General features: G+C 48.3%; 12 protein-coding genes. 3 read left to right on the top strand and 9 right to left on the bottom strand.

What is annotated here, in order from left to right:
- Nucleotides 1-2 precede the first annotated feature (2 nt).
- Nucleotides 3-503 carry a GNAT family N-acetyltransferase gene (locus NNL21_RS16200; RefSeq protein ID WP_204818299.1) on the top strand — a complete coding sequence of 167 codons (501 nt, stop codon included), beginning with the start codon at nucleotides 3-5 and terminating at the stop codon, nucleotides 501-503.
- Between the two features lie 211 nt (nucleotides 504-714).
- Here the strand turns inward: NNL21_RS16200 and NNL21_RS16205 are convergent, their stop codons facing one another.
- From NNL21_RS16205 to NNL21_RS16220, 4 genes are all read right to left on the bottom strand, one after another.
- Complete coding sequence (locus NNL21_RS16205; protein WP_204818300.1) at nucleotides 715-1,812, bottom strand: SGNH/GDSL hydrolase family protein; 1,098 nt, start codon at nucleotides 1,810-1,812, stop codon at nucleotides 715-717.
- A 643-nt stretch (nucleotides 1,813-2,455) separates the two neighbouring features.
- The gene (locus tag NNL21_RS16210) at nucleotides 2,456-3,610 is read right to left on the bottom strand and encodes an outer membrane protein assembly factor BamD (protein WP_204818301.1); all 1,155 of its coding nucleotides are present in this window, start codon (nucleotides 3,608-3,610) and stop codon (nucleotides 2,456-2,458) included.
- A 233-nt stretch (nucleotides 3,611-3,843) separates the two neighbouring features.
- The gene (locus NNL21_RS16215) at nucleotides 3,844-4,524 is read right to left on the bottom strand and encodes an LrgB family protein (protein WP_204818302.1); all 681 of its coding nucleotides are present in this window, start codon (nucleotides 4,522-4,524) and stop codon (nucleotides 3,844-3,846) included.
- Nucleotides 4,524-4,895, bottom strand: coding sequence for a CidA/LrgA family protein (locus NNL21_RS16220; RefSeq protein ID WP_204818303.1), 372 nt, complete (start codon nucleotides 4,893-4,895; stop codon nucleotides 4,524-4,526). Before NNL21_RS16220 ends, NNL21_RS16215 begins: the two co-directional genes overlap by 1 nt.
- Nucleotides 4,896-5,004: 109 nt before the next feature.
- On the opposite strand from NNL21_RS16220, the gene NNL21_RS16225 reads away from it, so the two are divergent.
- Entirely contained in the window at nucleotides 5,005-5,889 is an 885-nt protein-coding gene (locus tag NNL21_RS16225; protein WP_204818304.1) for a LysR family transcriptional regulator, read from the top strand.
- Nucleotides 5,890-5,921: 32 nt separating this feature from the next.
- Here the strand turns inward: NNL21_RS16225 and NNL21_RS16230 are convergent, their stop codons facing one another.
- On the bottom strand, nucleotides 5,922-6,815 hold the full coding sequence (locus tag NNL21_RS16230; protein WP_204818305.1) for a LysR family transcriptional regulator: 894 nt from the start codon (nucleotides 6,813-6,815) through the stop codon (nucleotides 5,922-5,924).
- 119 nt (nucleotides 6,816-6,934) lie between these two features.
- On the opposite strand from NNL21_RS16230, the gene NNL21_RS16235 reads away from it, so the two are divergent.
- Entirely contained in the window at nucleotides 6,935-8,002 is a 1,068-nt protein-coding gene (locus tag NNL21_RS16235) for a branched-chain amino acid aminotransferase (protein ID WP_204818306.1), read from the top strand.
- Between the two features lie 99 nt (nucleotides 8,003-8,101).
- Here NNL21_RS16235 and NNL21_RS16240 read toward each other — a convergent pair whose 3' ends face one another.
- The 4 genes from NNL21_RS16240 to NNL21_RS16255 form a co-directional block, all read right to left on the bottom strand.
- The gene (locus NNL21_RS16240) at nucleotides 8,102-9,169 is read right to left on the bottom strand and encodes an SGNH/GDSL hydrolase family protein (RefSeq protein ID WP_256555280.1); all 1,068 of its coding nucleotides are present in this window, start codon (nucleotides 9,167-9,169) and stop codon (nucleotides 8,102-8,104) included.
- A gap of 44 nt (nucleotides 9,170-9,213) precedes the next feature.
- Entirely contained in the window at nucleotides 9,214-11,427 is a 2,214-nt protein-coding gene (locus NNL21_RS16245) for a hypothetical protein (protein WP_204818307.1), read from the bottom strand.
- Between the two features lie 669 nt (nucleotides 11,428-12,096).
- Nucleotides 12,097-12,975: a phytanoyl-CoA dioxygenase family protein gene (locus NNL21_RS16250; RefSeq protein WP_204818308.1), complete on the bottom strand. Its 879-nt coding sequence runs from the start codon at nucleotides 12,973-12,975 to the stop codon at nucleotides 12,097-12,099.
- Nucleotides 12,976-13,140: 165 nt separating this feature from the next.
- On the bottom strand, nucleotides 13,141-16,449 hold the full coding sequence (locus NNL21_RS16255; RefSeq protein WP_204818309.1) for a DEAD/DEAH box helicase: 3,309 nt from the start codon (nucleotides 16,447-16,449) through the stop codon (nucleotides 13,141-13,143).
- Between the last annotated feature and the right edge of the window lie 118 nt (nucleotides 16,450-16,567).

Consider the following 16,567-nt stretch of genomic DNA (forward strand, 5'->3'; position numbering starts at 1 on the left):
GTGTGTCGATAGGTCTAATCATTAGAAACATTCGAACCGGGGAAATGGAATTCTTCTCCTCCATTCTGAAGGAAGGCGCAGGTTGGTTATCCGAACGCGGCATGCCGATGTGGAGTGCAGACCAAGTCTCCGCCCAACAATTGTTGGCGAGCAACCCCATTGATGAGATGTACATGGGATTCTTGAACAATGAGACAGCAGCGGTCATGATCCTTCAGGAAGAGGATCCCTGGGTATGGCCTGATGATCCCGTCCATCAGTCGTTGTATTTGCATAAGCTATGTGTTCGCAGAAAATATGGGGGAACGGGAGTGTCGCAAGGGATGATCCGCTGGGCAGAATCACATGCCAAGCATCTTGGCAAAAAGTTTCTTAAGCTTGATTGCGCTTCTGATAGAACCCGTCTTTGTGAGTTTTACACGAGGCAAGGATTTAATAAAGTGAACGAAACCGTGGTTCTTGGGAAGTATCCGACTTCTTTATTCGAGCTTAAGATTACATGATTGATAAATGAGTCCGCCGGATTATTCCGGTACTCGCCATAGATGCGAGTACCGGAAGTGCCATTTAGACGCATCATGCAACTGCTGTTCCCAGGCGTTCGCTCTACGTCTCTATACAGGCAAGCCCTTGATCTGCTCCGTGCCGGTTAAATGGACGAGTTCTTGATCAACCCGACTTTACGGCAATTTGGCATGCCAACACGTTACCGTGCTATCGTACGACGCCAACCAGTGCCAGACGGCAGTTGCTGCCCGTGCAATTCGGCCCGTCCCCGTGGATGACTTCCATCTCGAATCGATGCTGACCGTTCGATAAATCGTCGGCTGCCGGGAACATCCGGTACCAGCCGTCGTTACCGCACCAGTCCGGACGCTCGCGCTTAGAGACCTGCCACTCGCCCCCGTCTATCCGATAACGGAATTCCGAGGCAGACCGGCCAAAGTCGAATCCGAGCGTAAGTCCTCGCCCCTCGAAGGTGAAGGACAACCTCGCCCCGATCGCCGCCGTCTCCAGCACCTGATCCATCCATTCCAGATGCGGCCAGCGCCGGATTAACCAGGGACCTTCTGTCTCGATGCTGGACAAATCCAAGCGGAACGCATCGCCCCAGTGCATCGCATTCAGCGGTTCTGGCAGCGGGTTACCCGCTTCCGAATCCACGGCCTTGCGCTCCTCCGACAATTCTGACTGAAGGAACGCGATGACGCTCTGCGCGTAGCTTAGACTGCCGCGTTCCGTCGGATGGAGACCATCGGGAAGCCATTCCTCCCAGCGCATCCGCCCCCGCTTCACTTCCTCCAGGGCATGCAGCCCCATGTTGACGGAACCGATGCCGTAATGCTCGGCCAGCTTCTCGAAATCCGCTATCGACGCGGGAGCTCCTCCATCGATTAGATCGCGATAGAACTCCTGGCGGAATGTGTGGACGAGTACAACATCCCTGCTGCCGTCCCGCAGCAATTTCCGCAGCAGTCCTTCCCGGGTGCGCATCCGCTTCTCGACCGGATCGTCGCTGTCGTTCACCGAATAATCGACGAAAACCAAGTCACATTCCCGCTCGATCAGATCGCGCTCGGCCCGGAAGACGGCCAATTCACTGCCTGTTGCTCCGATAGCGGCGTTCTCGACGTAAACCCGTACTTGCGGATAGTTCTCCTTGATCCAGGCGGCCACCGGCTCCGGCCAATTATTGCGCGGCCTGGCGTCCGTGATCGAGCCTCCAATAAAGCCAACTCTCAAGGTACCGGAAGCAAGCGCTTTCGGGAGATTCGAAAGCGGCTTCCGATGGTTCCAAATATGCTCATTCATCGACGTTCACGTTTCCTTTCGCATTCATGTGTAGGTCAGCCGAAAGATGACGCTGCATGAGTGCTGAATTACCGGATACCATCTATGTCAAATGTACTTCGGCCAACCAATGTTCGATGTCGCGCTTCAGCCTCTCCGCTACTTCCGGATATTCCCCCGCCAGATTGGTCCGTTCGCCGGGATCGTCGGACAGATCGGATAAGTGGAAGGGATCAGCAGCCGTGATCAGTTCCGTCGATAGCTTCCGTTATGCCATACTTCCCCTTTCATTATGCCACAGAACGTGAACGAGGTTCACACTGTTCCCTTGGCTCCAGTAAAAAATATGCGAATAATAGTCCACACAGCCTGCCAGGAAACCAAAAAACTCATCGAAGCCGTGGGCGTTCAGCCGGTTATCTACCGAGGTGCCCAGATGCCAATTCCCGAAAAGCGCCCTCCGGTATCAGGCGGATTGAAGCGCTTTCGCAAGTATCGATTGCTCGACTGTCAGCCATTACAATTTTTGGAAGCTAGGTTTACTTCAAGGTTACCTAATGCTCCACAATCATTCAATTTTGCATGCAGGTTTAGGTCGACAAGTAAGCCGATCCCAATTGGAATCGGCTTATTTGTATAAAAGTTTGAATCCCTGAAACTAGTCTTATCTCTCGAATTGCAGCGGATCTACGATCGGGTACGTTCCTTCCGATACTGGCGCTATGGTGATAGATGAATACTTTCGAACATCTCCCTCTACGAAAAAATTTCCTTTCGATTTCTCACCTGGCATCAGCGCGTTCGTGCCGCCACCGCCTACGGATCGTGTCATCGGATCGCCGTTCTGATCCATAAAATAGATAGCCCATGCCGCGTATGCCATGTAATCAACGTTAGGATCGTTCGTAACCGTATAATAGATCTGACTCGAGTTTAACGGTTTGGAGTATAAAATATCGGTTATCTGAAACGTTAACGAGTCACGAGTAATCGTTCGTTTTGCATCCGCAATACGCTTCTGTTCTCTCGCAATTTCTTGTTCCTTCTCTGCGTCCTTGGATGCAGCCAGCTGCTTCATCTCATCGGTGATTCTAGGCCAGGAGGCGCTGCTCTTCAAGGACCAATTGGCCTCCGGATTGGAGTAGCTTTCACCGATCGATACTTCCAGTTCATCCTTTTTAATCATCCTAATCGTGCCGCTGCCCTTGTTCCCCCATCCATCGTCGTCATACACAAAGCTGATCATTCCGCTCGAATATTCAGCCTCAACAGCAATGGAAGCATACCGGCTGGCCGGAGGACTTTGGGTCGAAATCAACTCCACCCTCATTCGATTCGCACTCAAATCTTGAATCTTGACATAATGATAGGCCTCATAGCTGGTAGGGACCTGTCCCCACTCTCCGATCAGGCTGTCCCGCCACAAGACCTCGGCATCCGCAAGGATGGATGCGGATTGTTCAACCCATTCTGCTGCTTGTCCAACTCTATTCTTCTTGTCCGAATTGGTTCGAAGCAAGTTGACCGCTGTCCCGTAATCCTGCTGATCCATCGCCATCCGCGCGTTGTCCAGATTGGATTTAATGTCTCCCACGTCTTCATATTGCTTAATCGCCTTATTCAAGTAATCGTCGGCTTCCGCGGTTGGCTTTGCTTTCTTTGCCTCCCCGAAATATTGAACCGCCATTTCATAATGTTGATTGGATAATGCCTCCATCCCCTTTTGCATGCTATCTTGGTACAGCTGATCTGCCGGATCAACAGAAGCACAACCTGCTAACAGGGTACACAGCAGCAGCGTGAACATATATTTCCTCACCAGATTCGGATCCCCTTTTATATGTAGTAGAAGTATCTTATGACCTATATGAATCCAAATCAATTGTCGAAATATGGGTATTTAGACATTCCCGATCATATCATGCAAGGGCGTGAAAAGTCGATCCTGTTTTATGAGATCCTATGCCATCCATAGATTTCTGACTCACCAAACCATATAAAAAATACCGCCTAATGGCGGTGTTCGCTTGTCGATCTCATCCCTAGGGCTTCCTATTGAAGCCAAATAATCAACCACGGTGCTGCGCATAGCGTAACGAATGCGGTGAACATCATCGCTATTCCGGCGACTGATCCCGTCACGGTGTCGTACTCCAGCGCTTTGCTGATCCCGGCCGAATGAGCACTGGTCCCGAACAGCACGCCGCGGGCGATCGAGCTGCGTATTTTGAACCATTTGACAATCAGAGGTCCCATTATTAAGCCCAATAAGCCTGTAACGAGCGTTGCAATAGCCGTGATTGTAGGCACGCCCCCATTAAATTGCGAGATAGTCATTGCAATGGGTGTGGTTGCCGAGCGCGGTGCGAGACTGTCCATGATTTCTTCATTTAACCCAAGCAAACGGGCGAGCCCGACAGAGGTGACAATCGCAGCTATTGCGCCGCAGCTGACACTCGCGAGAATGGCATACGCATTCTTCTTCAATATGTCGATGTGCTTATATAGCGTGATGGCCAAGGCAATCGTAGCTGGCTCGACCATCTTGGTCAGCCATCCCGCTCCTTCGTCATACGTATCGAACGATACCCCGCTGATAAGAATAACAGCAATGACCACGACAGGCGCAACAATTAGCGGCGTTAGGTAAACCTTTGGATGAGCGCGATATATTTTCTTGGCAGCCAGGTAGATGGCAATCGTGCCGCCCAGCCAGAACAACGCATTTCCCATTATGAAGCCGCCCTCTCCTTACGTCCTGTGATCCATTGACCAATCAGCCCTGCGCACAGCATAACGGCCAAGGTGCTCACAATGATCGTAATCGATATCGATAGACCGCTGTTGACGATCAGGCTCTTGTAGTTGATAATGCCCACGGTTGCCGGAATGAAGAATAAGAGCATTTCGGCAACTAGAAATTTCGACCCCCGTTCGACCCATTCTAATCGGATCACCTTCAATTGAAGGAGCAGAAATAACAATATAATGCCAACGATACTACCCGGTATCGGCAGATGCAGCCATTGAACGAGTACATCCGCAATCTGAGCAATAACGATTAACAGTATGATTTGAGCCGTCGTAATCCATAATTTCTTCATAGCCGTTCTACCCCTTCCTATGTCCAAAAGTATACAGACTTGCTCGTCATGAGTAAAATGAATATATATCATGATTTGCATTCCATTTGTCTATGGAAGGAGGACGCTTATGGAAATACGCCACTTGCAATATATTGCCGAGATCGTCCGCCGCAACAGCTTCACCAAGGCGGCAGAAGCCTTACATATCACACAGCCTACGATAAGCAAAATGATCAAAAACCTGGAGAATGAGCTGAACCTCGAACTGTTTATCCGTGACGGGAAGCAGATCAAGCTTACGGATGCCGGGAAAGCCATACATAGCTACGCCGGACCGATCCTGCAATTATTCGATCATTTGCAAGCCGAAATTAACGATCTGACTTATTTGAAGAAAGGGAATGTTCGCGTTGGATTGCCTCCTATGGCTGGCTCCCGCTTCTTCCCTGGAGTGATTAAGAGCTTTCAGGATCGTTATCCGGGCATTGCCCTGACCTTAGTGGAGGATGGCGCTCGTAAAGTGGAGGAAAGCGTTGCAGAGGGCATACTTGATGTGGGGGTGGTGCTCTGGCCGGTGGATGAAGAACTCTTTGATTCTTTCCCGCTTGTCGAGGATCGATTGAAGGTCATTCTACACCCGTCACACCGACTCGCATCACAGCAGCAACTTACACTTGCCGAGCTGGCTGAGGAGCGGTTCATCCTGTTCAATAGTGAGTTCGCTCTCCACAGCCGTATTATTAAGGAATGTATCTCAAGCGGGTTCGACCCTCATATCGTTTATGAAAGCTCACAATGGGATTTCATTGGTGAGATGGTCGCCGAGAATCTGGGCATCGCGATGCTGCCTAGCCGGATATGTGACGCACTTGATCCGAAGAAGGTACGTTCCATCCCGCTTGTTCAGCCGATCATCCCTTGGCGGCTTATTATGGTGTGGAAAAGAGAAGGCTATCTTTCTCTGGCAACCAGACAATGGATCTCTTTCACAAGAGAGAAATTCAATAGTTGAGCACGTATAGAAGGATCGAAGAGCAGCCGCCCTTAATTCGCCTCAAAGCTGTCGATGAAGAATCGAGCACTCTTGGGTAAATAATGATCCTTCAGCCATAGGATGCCCACATCGGATTGAAAGTCTGCATCTTCAATGTCGAGCATCTTCACGACAGTGGACGGGAATGAAGACATGACCGATTTAGGGAATACCGTTGCGCCGATCCCCTCCGCTATTAGCGACATGATGATGGCGACGCTTGAGCACTCGCATACGATATTGGGCTCAAAGCCATGACGCTTGCATTCGTTCACCACCTGCTCATGCATCCGGGTCGTTTGATCCGTCTTTAAGGTGAGGAAAGGAAATTGCGCCAATTCAATCATTCGTATCGTCTGGTTGCCTGAATATTGCTCCCATGAACTTGGAATAACAACGACGAATGGATCGGAAGGCAGCGGAAGAACCGCATACTGCTTCGGATCCGTCAGTGCTTCGAACGGAAGTCTGGCTACAACCAGATCGATCGCTCTCTTCTCCAGCTCCTCTCCGAGATAAAAGTGATCACCCTCCAAAATTTTGAACGTTACACGGGGAAATCGCTCCCGGAATCGTTCAATGCGTTTGGGCAGCAGCGAGATGCATGAAACGACCGAGCCGATGGACAGAACACCGCGGACGCCTTCTTCCGTCTCTTTCACCTCTTGTAGCGTTTCATTGAATTGAATAAACAGCTGTTCGGCCTTCTGCCTGAGCAGCTCACCGGCATCAGTCAGCTGCAGCCCCTTGCCGTGGCGATCGAATAATTTCACGCCTAGCTCCTCTTCCATGAGCTTGAGCTGGCGGCTTAACGGCGGCTGTTCCATATTGAGCAGCTTTGCTGCACGCGTGACCTGTCCTTCCCGGGCAATCGTCAAAAAATATTTCAATTGGCGCATATCCATGCTTCAATCACTCCTATACCTTTAAGGTATAATAGAACAATAATATAGATACTTTAAATATATCCCATGAACTGCTATCATTCAATTAGCGTTTACAAATGTAACGGGAGATGGTCCATTTGGTTCAAGCAGTGGAAATCCAGCGAACACAAAACAAGAAAGAAAAACCATCCGAGCAGAAGCTTGGATTTGGCGTTCATTACACGGATCACATGTTTATCCTGGATTATGACGCGGGAAGCGGCTGGCATAGCCCACGCGTTGTACCCTATCAGCCAATCGTGCTGGATCCCGCGGCTAAAGTATTTCATTATGGACAAACCGTTTTCGAAGGATTGAAGGCTTACAGAACCGAAGATGGCCGCGTCCTTCTGTTCAGACCTAACAAGAACATTCAACGCCTGAACCGCTCCAACGAGCGTTTAAGCATCCCTTATCTCGAAGAGGACGTATTTATTGACGCCTTGAAGCAGCTGATCGAGGTTGACCGGGATTGGATCCCTTCAAGCCCCGGTACGTCGCTATATATCCGTCCATTCATTATCGCCACTCAACCTGCATTGGGCGTTGCTCCTTCAACCCAGTACAAATTTATGATCATCATGTCGCCCGTTGGCGCTTATTATGCGAACGGTGTCAATCCGGTCAAAATTTATGTGGAGTCCCACTATGTCCGTGCTGTGAACGGCGGTGTCGGTGAAGCCAAGACTGCCGGTAACTACGCAGCAGGCCTTTCCGCACAAGAGGAAGCCAAAGCAAAGGGCTACGAGCAAGTGCTCTGGCTCGATGGGGTACACCGCAAGTACATCGAGGAAGTCGGAAGCATGAACGTCTTCTTCAAGATTAACGGAACCGTTCATACACCTGCACTAAATGGCAGTATTCTGGACGGTATCACACGCAACTCCATTATTCAGCAGCTCCAGCACTGGAATATTCCTGTTGAAGAGCGGACAATCTCGATTGAGGAGCTATACGACTACCACGAGAAAGGAATGCTTGAAGAAGCATTCGGTACGGGTACTGCAGCCGTCATTTCTCCGATTGGAGAGCTCAATTGGCGCGGAGATAAGCTTATCATTAACAATGGTGAAACTGGCGAGCTGTCAGCCAAGCTGTACGAATCGTTAACCGGCATTCAAACCGGAACGCTTCCGGATCCTTTTGGCTGGATGGTCGAGGTTTAAGACGAATATCCCTAATTAATAAAGACGTCTCCCAATGCTGGGAGACGTCTTTTGGTGCCGGGCTCGGCATCCGGGACTACATAACCTTCGGTTAGTACGTCAATCGTCTCGAAGAGACGTCAAGATGTCCTTCAGTATTGGAGTTAACCCATTGGCTATCTGCATAAAGCCAAGATCAGTCGGATGTAGGCCGTCCACTGTACATTCATTCCATACTTCCCCAAGTAAGTCCGCCCCGTCGCAAAAATAAATGAATCGATCCCCTTGGTCCCGAAGCTCCCTTACCAGCCCGCTTTGATAGTTCCTTCTTGCCACTCTTTCTTCATAGGCTGAGGATTGAGCATGTTCATATCCACAAGGTGTTCGTGATACGACGAGGATAGGGACCTTAGAATGCCGACGGCGGAAAATTCGAATAAATTCAGACATGGTTGTTATCAAACCATCAAGATTCACGCAATTGGCGTCATAATCCAGAACCAGACATTCCGGTTTTTCAATTTGGCTAATGAACTCCGCAATTTCCGGGTCACCTTTTCCATTGCCGGAAAAACCCAAATTTATAAACTCAATGTTGAATCTACGGCTTAGAATATTACTGTAAGCCATCCCGGGGCGTGAGGCGCAGCCTCCCTGAGTAATCGAAGTACCATACACGATGACCTTGCCTTCAATGTCATATGGAGGGTATTCCATCATTTTCGCGTCTGTATTCACCCCGATTTGCACTTCATGAACACCTTGGTAAAGCGGGAAATTAAGGGTAATACATCGTAATTCAGGTTCAACGAATGTAAATAATACGCTTTCGTATTCATCGGCATTGTGAGGAAAGCGCGTTGTACTATAATACAGCTGCTCGCCAGGCAAACCCAAATAGCAATCAAATCCGTTTACAGCGGTTCCTGGGATATGCTCCATGTTGTTTGGACCAAACAGCCTCACTTTTATGATTAATTTGGTGGCATTCGTCTGAAAACGTATTTGCCCACCTGCTGTATGGTTCGCCAATTCGTCCACTTCTTCACGTATTGCTCCTGCGCCTACAACCGGCAGCCGACGGTACTTATGCTCCTGCGACCACCAAGCGAATCCAGAAATTTGAAAAGGGGGCTCATTGGGGGAGAGCCAATGCATTTCCCCATCTTCGTGCTTGTGTTGTACCATAAGTTAACCCTCCTTATAATCTGGTTATGCAAAGTCCGCGAAGATTAATCTGAAGTGGACAAAACGACATTAAAATTCATTTCCTGGCCCGGATCATTCAACGCCAACGTATTCACGCCAATACTTCCATGCCAATCCGATACTTCACCGTCTATCCTCAGCTCGTCTATCGCATGAATACGATAATTATTTCTCAAGATCAGGTTTAGGGACAATTGTTCAATACCCTTTGGGAGAGAAAGTTTCACATGAATTGAACGCAATGAGCTTCTTTCAATAAACAACGAAAGTTTCCCGAAGACGGTGGCTATATGATTTACCTGAACATGTTTTCCAACATCAAGCCATTCAGCAGGAGCACAAGGAAGAAGATACAGCTTATTGCTTTCGATTATAAATAGCGTGTTTAATATCATTTCCATGATACGCCCATTACCGCTTCCATTCGGCTGCCAAGGGGACAACCACGGAAGTTCCGGACAAAAGCGTTCATGTACATGGAAGGTATCAAGTGTCGTAGAAAAAGCCATTGTCGAGTAGAAGTAACGCAGCGCCTTCTCTCTTTCTCCCCGCAAACTCCAAATTTTGTGCCATACTTTTTCCGCACTGTTAACGTAATACAGGTCAATCATTGACCCGGCATATTGCTCTTGAATTTCTCCCAGCTTCTGATCTTCCATCCCCGGAAGCTTAACAGCAAACAAATCGCTCATCGCATAGTGCTTACGCATCATATGTTCAATTTCCGGAATAATATCGTCCGATGGTTGGATAAGTCCCGTATCAATAAAGCTTAGCGGACCATCAAGTGCATAGACGCCAGATCGGACATCCATTCTTGTATATACTTCATTAGGCAGCCATCTGACATTGTCATGATCAACAGAAGTGACTTGTCTAATGGACTCAAGAATGCATACCTTGTACTCATTTGCTTCAGCTATATATCTATCCGCATCTGGATGTTCAATATCAGCCAAGGCCGCAGCCATGCTGCTTAGACCCTCCCATGTTGTCACATTCGAAAAGTAGAAGTAGCCTTTATCCGGCCAATCATGAACACGCCCTTTGGGTAACAACCCAAAGTGGGCAGCTTTTGAGCCATCTTCTTTATACTCTTTAGTGGCATTTCGCTCCTTGCAAACCCATTCGCAGGCTTTGAGAATAATGGACAGATTAGCTTGAAGCCATTCACGATCTTTCGTTACCAAATAATAATCCGCAAGCAGCCCAAGAACGGATCCGGTCTCTCCCATCCAGAAAATATAAGCACGAAATGATCCCTCTGGCGATAAGATGTCTCCATCTGGGCCAATACTGTTTTCCTGCGTACTCAAAAAATATTTCAGCGTTCTTTTTACAATATCTGCTTTCCCTAAACGGGTTAATATCCGCAAATAGTTGGATACTTCCCAAGTATAAACAACTGTATAATCGTTAAATCCTCCTTGCCCTGGAAGTGCTGATCCGTCTTCCCTCTGGGCAATCAGTTGCAATGAGTTCGTCTGGGCCGTATCAAAGATTGTTTGTATAACCGCTTCCGGAACATAAATCTCCGTTTGGTTGGATAAACACTCACTCCAATTCCTTCTACTTTTTGCTATTGCAGACTCTTCAGTAATAAAAGCTTTGTTTACATGATGTTCAAGACTGTCCGTCTTCTTGACCCAGGTATCGTAAATCTCGACCTGTATTTGCTTGGTTTCACCTGGAGCTAGCTGCATTTCGAATTTAAGTAATTGGCTGAAATCCCCCGCTCCAGCTATGAATTCTACTATTGAGGATGAGTCGGCTTTGTAGCGAATACATACTGAACCGTCTTGATCAAGCAGGCTTCCGCACGTTGAATCAATCCTTGCATGCTCTAAAGCCATGCCTTCAAACCAAGCCTTTGGCACGCTATTGAAAGGAACATAGTCCTCATTCTCGTGGACGTAAAAATGACCATGACTTACTTCAACATTCTGGAAATACCATTGGCCTGATCTCGCTTGCGTAGGGTGTAGGTTGGTTATTGACATATATTGATGTATACAAGTGCTGCCATCCGATTCTGTTACCGTCAAGCTGGTCAAGCGATGTGCAAAACCTGATTGGGATAGAGAAGAAAATAAAATCGGCTCTTTAGGAGAAAACAATTGTTGTTCAACGTTGCGATAATCAAAAAACTGCGGTTGGCCATCCATCTCGTCTCCTATCAAAAAAACGTGACCACGACGTAAATCCTTTTTACGGCCAAGTGCATCCTTAATAAGCACGCTAAAGTCCGGCCGGACTTCCACTAAAGTATGCGCTAGCGGTCCATGAATATAGATTCTCTTCGACCGAGTTCGCGGAAACAATCCCGAGATCCGATTCCAATTGGATTCTGTATGACTATTGAATATCACTTTACTACCAACCCCCTAACAATATTTGCAGAACGGGATAGACGTTATTAATGTATTTACGGTTATAAAGGTGCAGATTCCTTTGGCGTGATTTTCTGAAAAGCTGTTTCAAGCACTATAGTCTTTATTTACTTTACCAGTTAAATTATATATTACACAATTCTAAATGTAAACCCTTTCTTATCCTGAAAACCCAATCCATTGAATCGTATAATTACCCACTTTGATACATCTAATAGAGGAAGCCCACGCATTATAGAAGAACGCTAAATATAATTGATAGAACAAATTAATTAGCCAAGTTCCGGATACAATCGGTCTATGAAGTGTCGATATCGATTTGCTATGGGACAGCACCATTTTTATTATATTTGAAACCACAAAGAAACTGCTCTCATATAAATTGGAAGTGTAAGTTACCAATTATAAGAGTAGCAGTCTCGATATACATTGAAACTACCAGGGATTAGCTTTGCCTTCCAATTTGGTTTATCCGAGGATATCCCCCACCCGCAATCTGTCCATGTCTCGTTATTTTTACCTTGTTCCGCCCGCCGACCTTTGGTTGTAATCCTGTACCCATTTCATATCGATCCCCGTATAATCCTCTACCAGCGGACGAACTTCTGGCGGGCACGAGTCAATAAATCGTCTCGTTGAATCCGGCTTGGGCCAGATTTCTAGTGAAGCCGTATTCGTGCTATGGAACCCGGTTCCACAGCTAAGCCTTACTTCACTGCCGTTATGAGGAAATACGGCATGATACGTCTTTTCGGCAAAAATGATCAAATCCCCAGGGTCCGTATACAGGGGCAGCACTTCAGGGAAATCCAGCTCCATCGAAGGAGTCGGCTCTGTACCTTTGCGGTAGAAGAATTTCCTCCGGTCCATGAATGCAAAGCCAACAGGTCCCGGCCAATCTGCCGTATGGGAATCGGGGATGATCGCAAGCCCTGCCCGGTCGGGATGCGTGCCGTTCAAATAGAACCACATCGACGAGCCGCCCAAGTTGTTAAGAAAGGAATCCACCGTATACGGATGCTCCCGCGGCGCCCAATCGGTATGCCATACCATTGGAGGAGCTTCGGGTTTCTTATAGATCGCGGCACTCCGGAGAAGGGTCATCGGCTTATTGTAGTTCAGATGTCTCGCAATTTGCATGAATGGCTCATATGTAAGCAACCGCGCCATAACCGGCGATTCTTCGATGAATGTAAGTGCTACATTCGTAGCTCCTGGCGCGGGGTTACAGGTAGGCTCCAGCACGCGCCTTACATCGGCCTTGAGCTCCTCCACCATTTCCTCATTAATTAACCCTTTAACAACAGCAAACCCATGGTCTTCATTACATGCGCGTATGGCATCCAGCTCGTTGATGTCAAATTCATAGGTGTAGGGCAATACCTTCTTTTCCATCTGGAACCCTCTTCCCTATATGGAATGAATAGATATCGTCATCATAACAGAACCTCTATCCTTGTCAACGGTTTCCAGAGTAAGATAATAACTTTTGTGTATGCAGACAGGTTATGGACTGCTATTCAAACAACAAACCTCCACGGTGAGCCGTGGAGGTCATTTTCATTCAATCATAAGAATTTCTCGAATCTCTTGCTCCGTCAACCCGGACAAGGCCTCTTCACCGGGACGAATCACTTCATCGATGAGATGGATCTTTCTCTGCTGCAGCTCGAACATCTTATCCTCGACGGTCCCTTGGGCGACGAGACGAATGACTTGGACGACGTTCTTCTGCCCGATTCGGTGCGCCCTGTCAGCCGCCTGCTGCTCAACAGCTGGGTTCCACCATAAGTCGTAGAGAATGACCGTGTCCGCACCCGTCAGGTTCAGACCGGTACCACCAGCCTTCAAGGAAATCAGGAACAATTCCCGCTCCCCCTCATTAAATCTGCTGCACAATTCGACACGTTCTGAACCGGGTGTTTGACCGTCCAAGTAGAAGTGCGATACACCTTGCACACCAAGCTCTCTCCCGATCAGCTTGAGCATCTGAGTGAATTGCGAGAAGATCAGCATTCGCTTCCCTGCGCTCCGGCACTCCTCGATAATCTCCAGCAGCTGTTCGAATTTAGCTGAGCTGCCTTCATAATCATCTACGAACAGTGCGGGATGGCAGCAAAGCTGCCGAAGCCGGGTCAAGCCCGCCAATATTTTGATTCGGTTCTGCTGAAAGCTGTCATCGTCCAGATGCTTTACCGTTTCCTGCTTCAGCTTCGCCAAATATGCCACGTACAGCTTCTTCTGCTCCGGCAGCAGCTCGGCGGCCTGCAGGGTTTCAATCTTGTCCGGAAGCTCCTTCAGCACATCACTCTTCAACCTGCGCAAGAGAAACGGGCGGATCCGCTTGGCGACAGACTCTCGTGACAAGTCTTGAAATTCCTTAATACCTGGAAACAGCCCAGGGAAAACCACATCGAAGATCGACCACAGCTCCTCGAGCCGGTTCTCCATCGGCGTTCCCGTAAGCGCATAACGGTATTTCGCTTGAATCAGCTTCACCGTCTGAGCCGTCTGTGTGTTATGATTCTTGAACATCTGCGCTTCATCGAGAATAAGGGTGTGAAACGACTGTTCCGCATACAAAGCGGCATCACGCCTCAGCAGCGGGTAGGACGTAATGATGACATCCACCTGGGATGTATTCTTAAGCATCCGACTTCGCTCCGGCTTGGTGCCATCCACAATTATGGCTCGAATCTCAGTAGCGAATTTCCTCAACTCATTTCGCCAGTTATAAACAAGAGAAGCCGGTGTGACGATAATTGCCGGCCGCCCCTCCTCTCTAATCTCAGGCAGAACCGACACGAGAAAGGCGATGCTCTGCAGCGTTTTGCCAAGACCCATATCGTCGGCTAGAATGCCGCCAAAGTGATAGTGCGCAAGTGTCTTCAGCCATTGGAACCCATACTTCTGGTAATCGCGGAGCACCTGTTCCAGGCTGCCCGGTACCGGGAAGTCCAGGTTGTCCGGATTTCGCATGTTTTCTAAGAGCTTACGGAACGATCTGCCCAGCTTCACCGTATTTCCTGATCGATCGGCATCCATCATATGAAGCCCCCGGACGACCGGGAGGCGGAATTGGGTTCCCAGTACATCACTGTTACGAATCCCGACCTCATTAAGGAACCGGATCATCTCTTGAAACTCGTCGCTCTCCAGCGGCAATAGCGCCCCATTCGGAAGCCGATGAAACTTTCGTTTTTCCTCGAGCGATTGCAGCAGCTTACGAATCTCAGTCTCTGGAATACCCCCCATATCGAATTTAAATTCCAGCCAATCCGTTCGTTCATCCACATCGACTGTAATCTTCGGATGTATAGGACCCTTGTGCAGCCTTGCCTTCACGGCTGAGGTCGCATAAACCTGCAGCACCTTCTCCAGTTGAGGAACGATATTGTACAAAAAATCATATTCCGCTTCCTCATCATCCATGAAATAACCGGCTTCCGTCTTCGCGATGAAGCTCTGGTCCATTAATTCGAAGATACGTCGCTCGTGTTCCCCGTCACGCATAAGGAGGTGCCCGCCGCTGCGCTTCTTCTGAACGTTGTTCTCCAATGGATTAATGATGATATCGCCATATTGAAATTCCAGTCCGGCGAGCAAACGATCCCTCACCCGGTCCAGATACAGCTTCGCCTTGAGTGGCGTCTGAACGATACGGTCCGAAACCGCCTCCGCGATATGAACCCTGCCAAGCTTCATTAGGCCGGGAATGACCTTCTCCATAAAGGTTTCCATAATCTCCGGCTGTATGTTGATTTGCGGCCTTGATGATGTACCAAGCATGTCCTTCAGCTCCGTTAGCCGCTTACATTGATCGGGAGGCAGCTTTAGCAGTTTTCCTGCAGAGAGAACAATCCCGTACGATTCCATTACGGTAATCTGATCCAAGCCTTCAATCTCCATCTGAAAGTCATCGGACGATGCTTGGTCAAATTGAAATTGCAGCGGGAGCGGTTCATCCGATACTTGAATACCATCATAAGTACCACTCTCCTGCTCCAGCCGTGCTGAAGGAGCTTCGATTAACAGCGGGAGAAGCGTCTCCCAAGAAACAGGGGGAACCAGGAGCATCCGGTCATTCCCCGTATTGGCCGCACCAAATGAATAAGGAGTGGTTGAATCGCGGTACATCGTTTCATTCTGGGAGATATGAATTAACTGCCTGATTACCGCATTATTTTCTTTCTGAAAGCTATGGATCTCCGGATCATACGTAAAATGCTTCGAGAAGGTATAGACTTCACCTCGGTCGATTCGATCCAGAAACGCGCTAATTTGCTGTACAATATACAGCCGTTTAGGCCCGACCTTCATCTCAATGCCGAACATGCGCTTACGATAACCATAGGAGTACGGTTTGCATATAAATTCCACATCAAGACATTCTCTGGTATCGAAGCGATGAGCTCCGCTTCTTGGACGCAGCGGTTTACCCCCGAATATTCCAAGCACGCTGTTAATAATTTGTCTATCACTAGCCGACCTGGCTTCAGAGTCTCTGTGAGAATCGCTATATTCGTTATCGTTATTCATACGCCGCTCAAGTGCAGGTGACTTCACCGAAGGGCTGCCGCCTTGCTGCAGCGCATGGATGTTAAGAAGCACCGCCGCAATATGTTTACAATGCTTATCATAGGAGAATAAAGCTGAGCAGCTGCACGCCGCCTCCAGTTTCCCATTATGATCGATTTCTACGGTAACTTGTTGACTTCCATCACTGTTCACCGTTGCTTCGACCAGAGTCCAATCGGAGTTGCTCTTCGTTATCGTTACTTTTCCTTTACGGAAATAGGCCTGTCCCTTATCGTAGGCGAGTTTGCCGCACAACATGATCATAACCTGCTCTGTCAAATGAACGCTCATTACCCGTATCCATCCTTTATTAATCCGCATGATGTTAGTTTCAATTCTAACATTCATCCTCTTACAATCAAACTATTACACCTATCATTACGTCTTGAAGAAGGAGAGCCTATACCTT

The organism is Paenibacillus mendelii, from assembly GCF_024498075.1.
Classification (GTDB): Bacteria; Bacillota; Bacilli; order Paenibacillales; family Paenibacillaceae; genus Paenibacillus_Z; species Paenibacillus_Z mendelii.

Bases quoted from the DNA above. Each gene is read 5' to 3' on its own strand.
- NNL21_RS16205 (WP_204818300.1), bottom strand. From the start codon at position 1,812: ATGAATGAGCATATTTGGAACCATCGGAAGCCGCTTTCGAATCTCCCG.
- NNL21_RS16215 (WP_204818302.1), bottom strand. From the start codon at position 4,524: ATGGGAAATGCGTTGTTCTGGCTGGGCGGCACGATTGCCATCTACCTG.
- NNL21_RS16220 (WP_204818303.1), bottom strand. From the start codon at position 4,895: ATGAAGAAATTATGGATTACGACGGCTCAAATCATACTGTTAATCGTT.
- NNL21_RS16225 (WP_204818304.1), top strand. From the start codon at position 5,005: ATGGAAATACGCCACTTGCAATATATTGCCGAGATCGTCCGCCGCAAC.
- NNL21_RS16230 (WP_204818305.1), bottom strand. From the start codon at position 6,815: ATGGATATGCGCCAATTGAAATATTTTTTGACGATTGCCCGGGAAGGA.
- NNL21_RS16240 (WP_256555280.1), bottom strand. From the start codon at position 9,169: ATGGTACAACACAAGCACGAAGATGGGGAAATGCATTGGCTCTCCCCC.
- NNL21_RS16250 (WP_204818308.1), bottom strand. From the start codon at position 12,975: ATGGAAAAGAAGGTATTGCCCTACACCTATGAATTTGACATCAACGAG.
- NNL21_RS16255 (WP_204818309.1), bottom strand. From the start codon at position 16,449: ATGAGCGTTCATTTGACAGAGCAGGTTATGATCATGTTGTGCGGCAAA.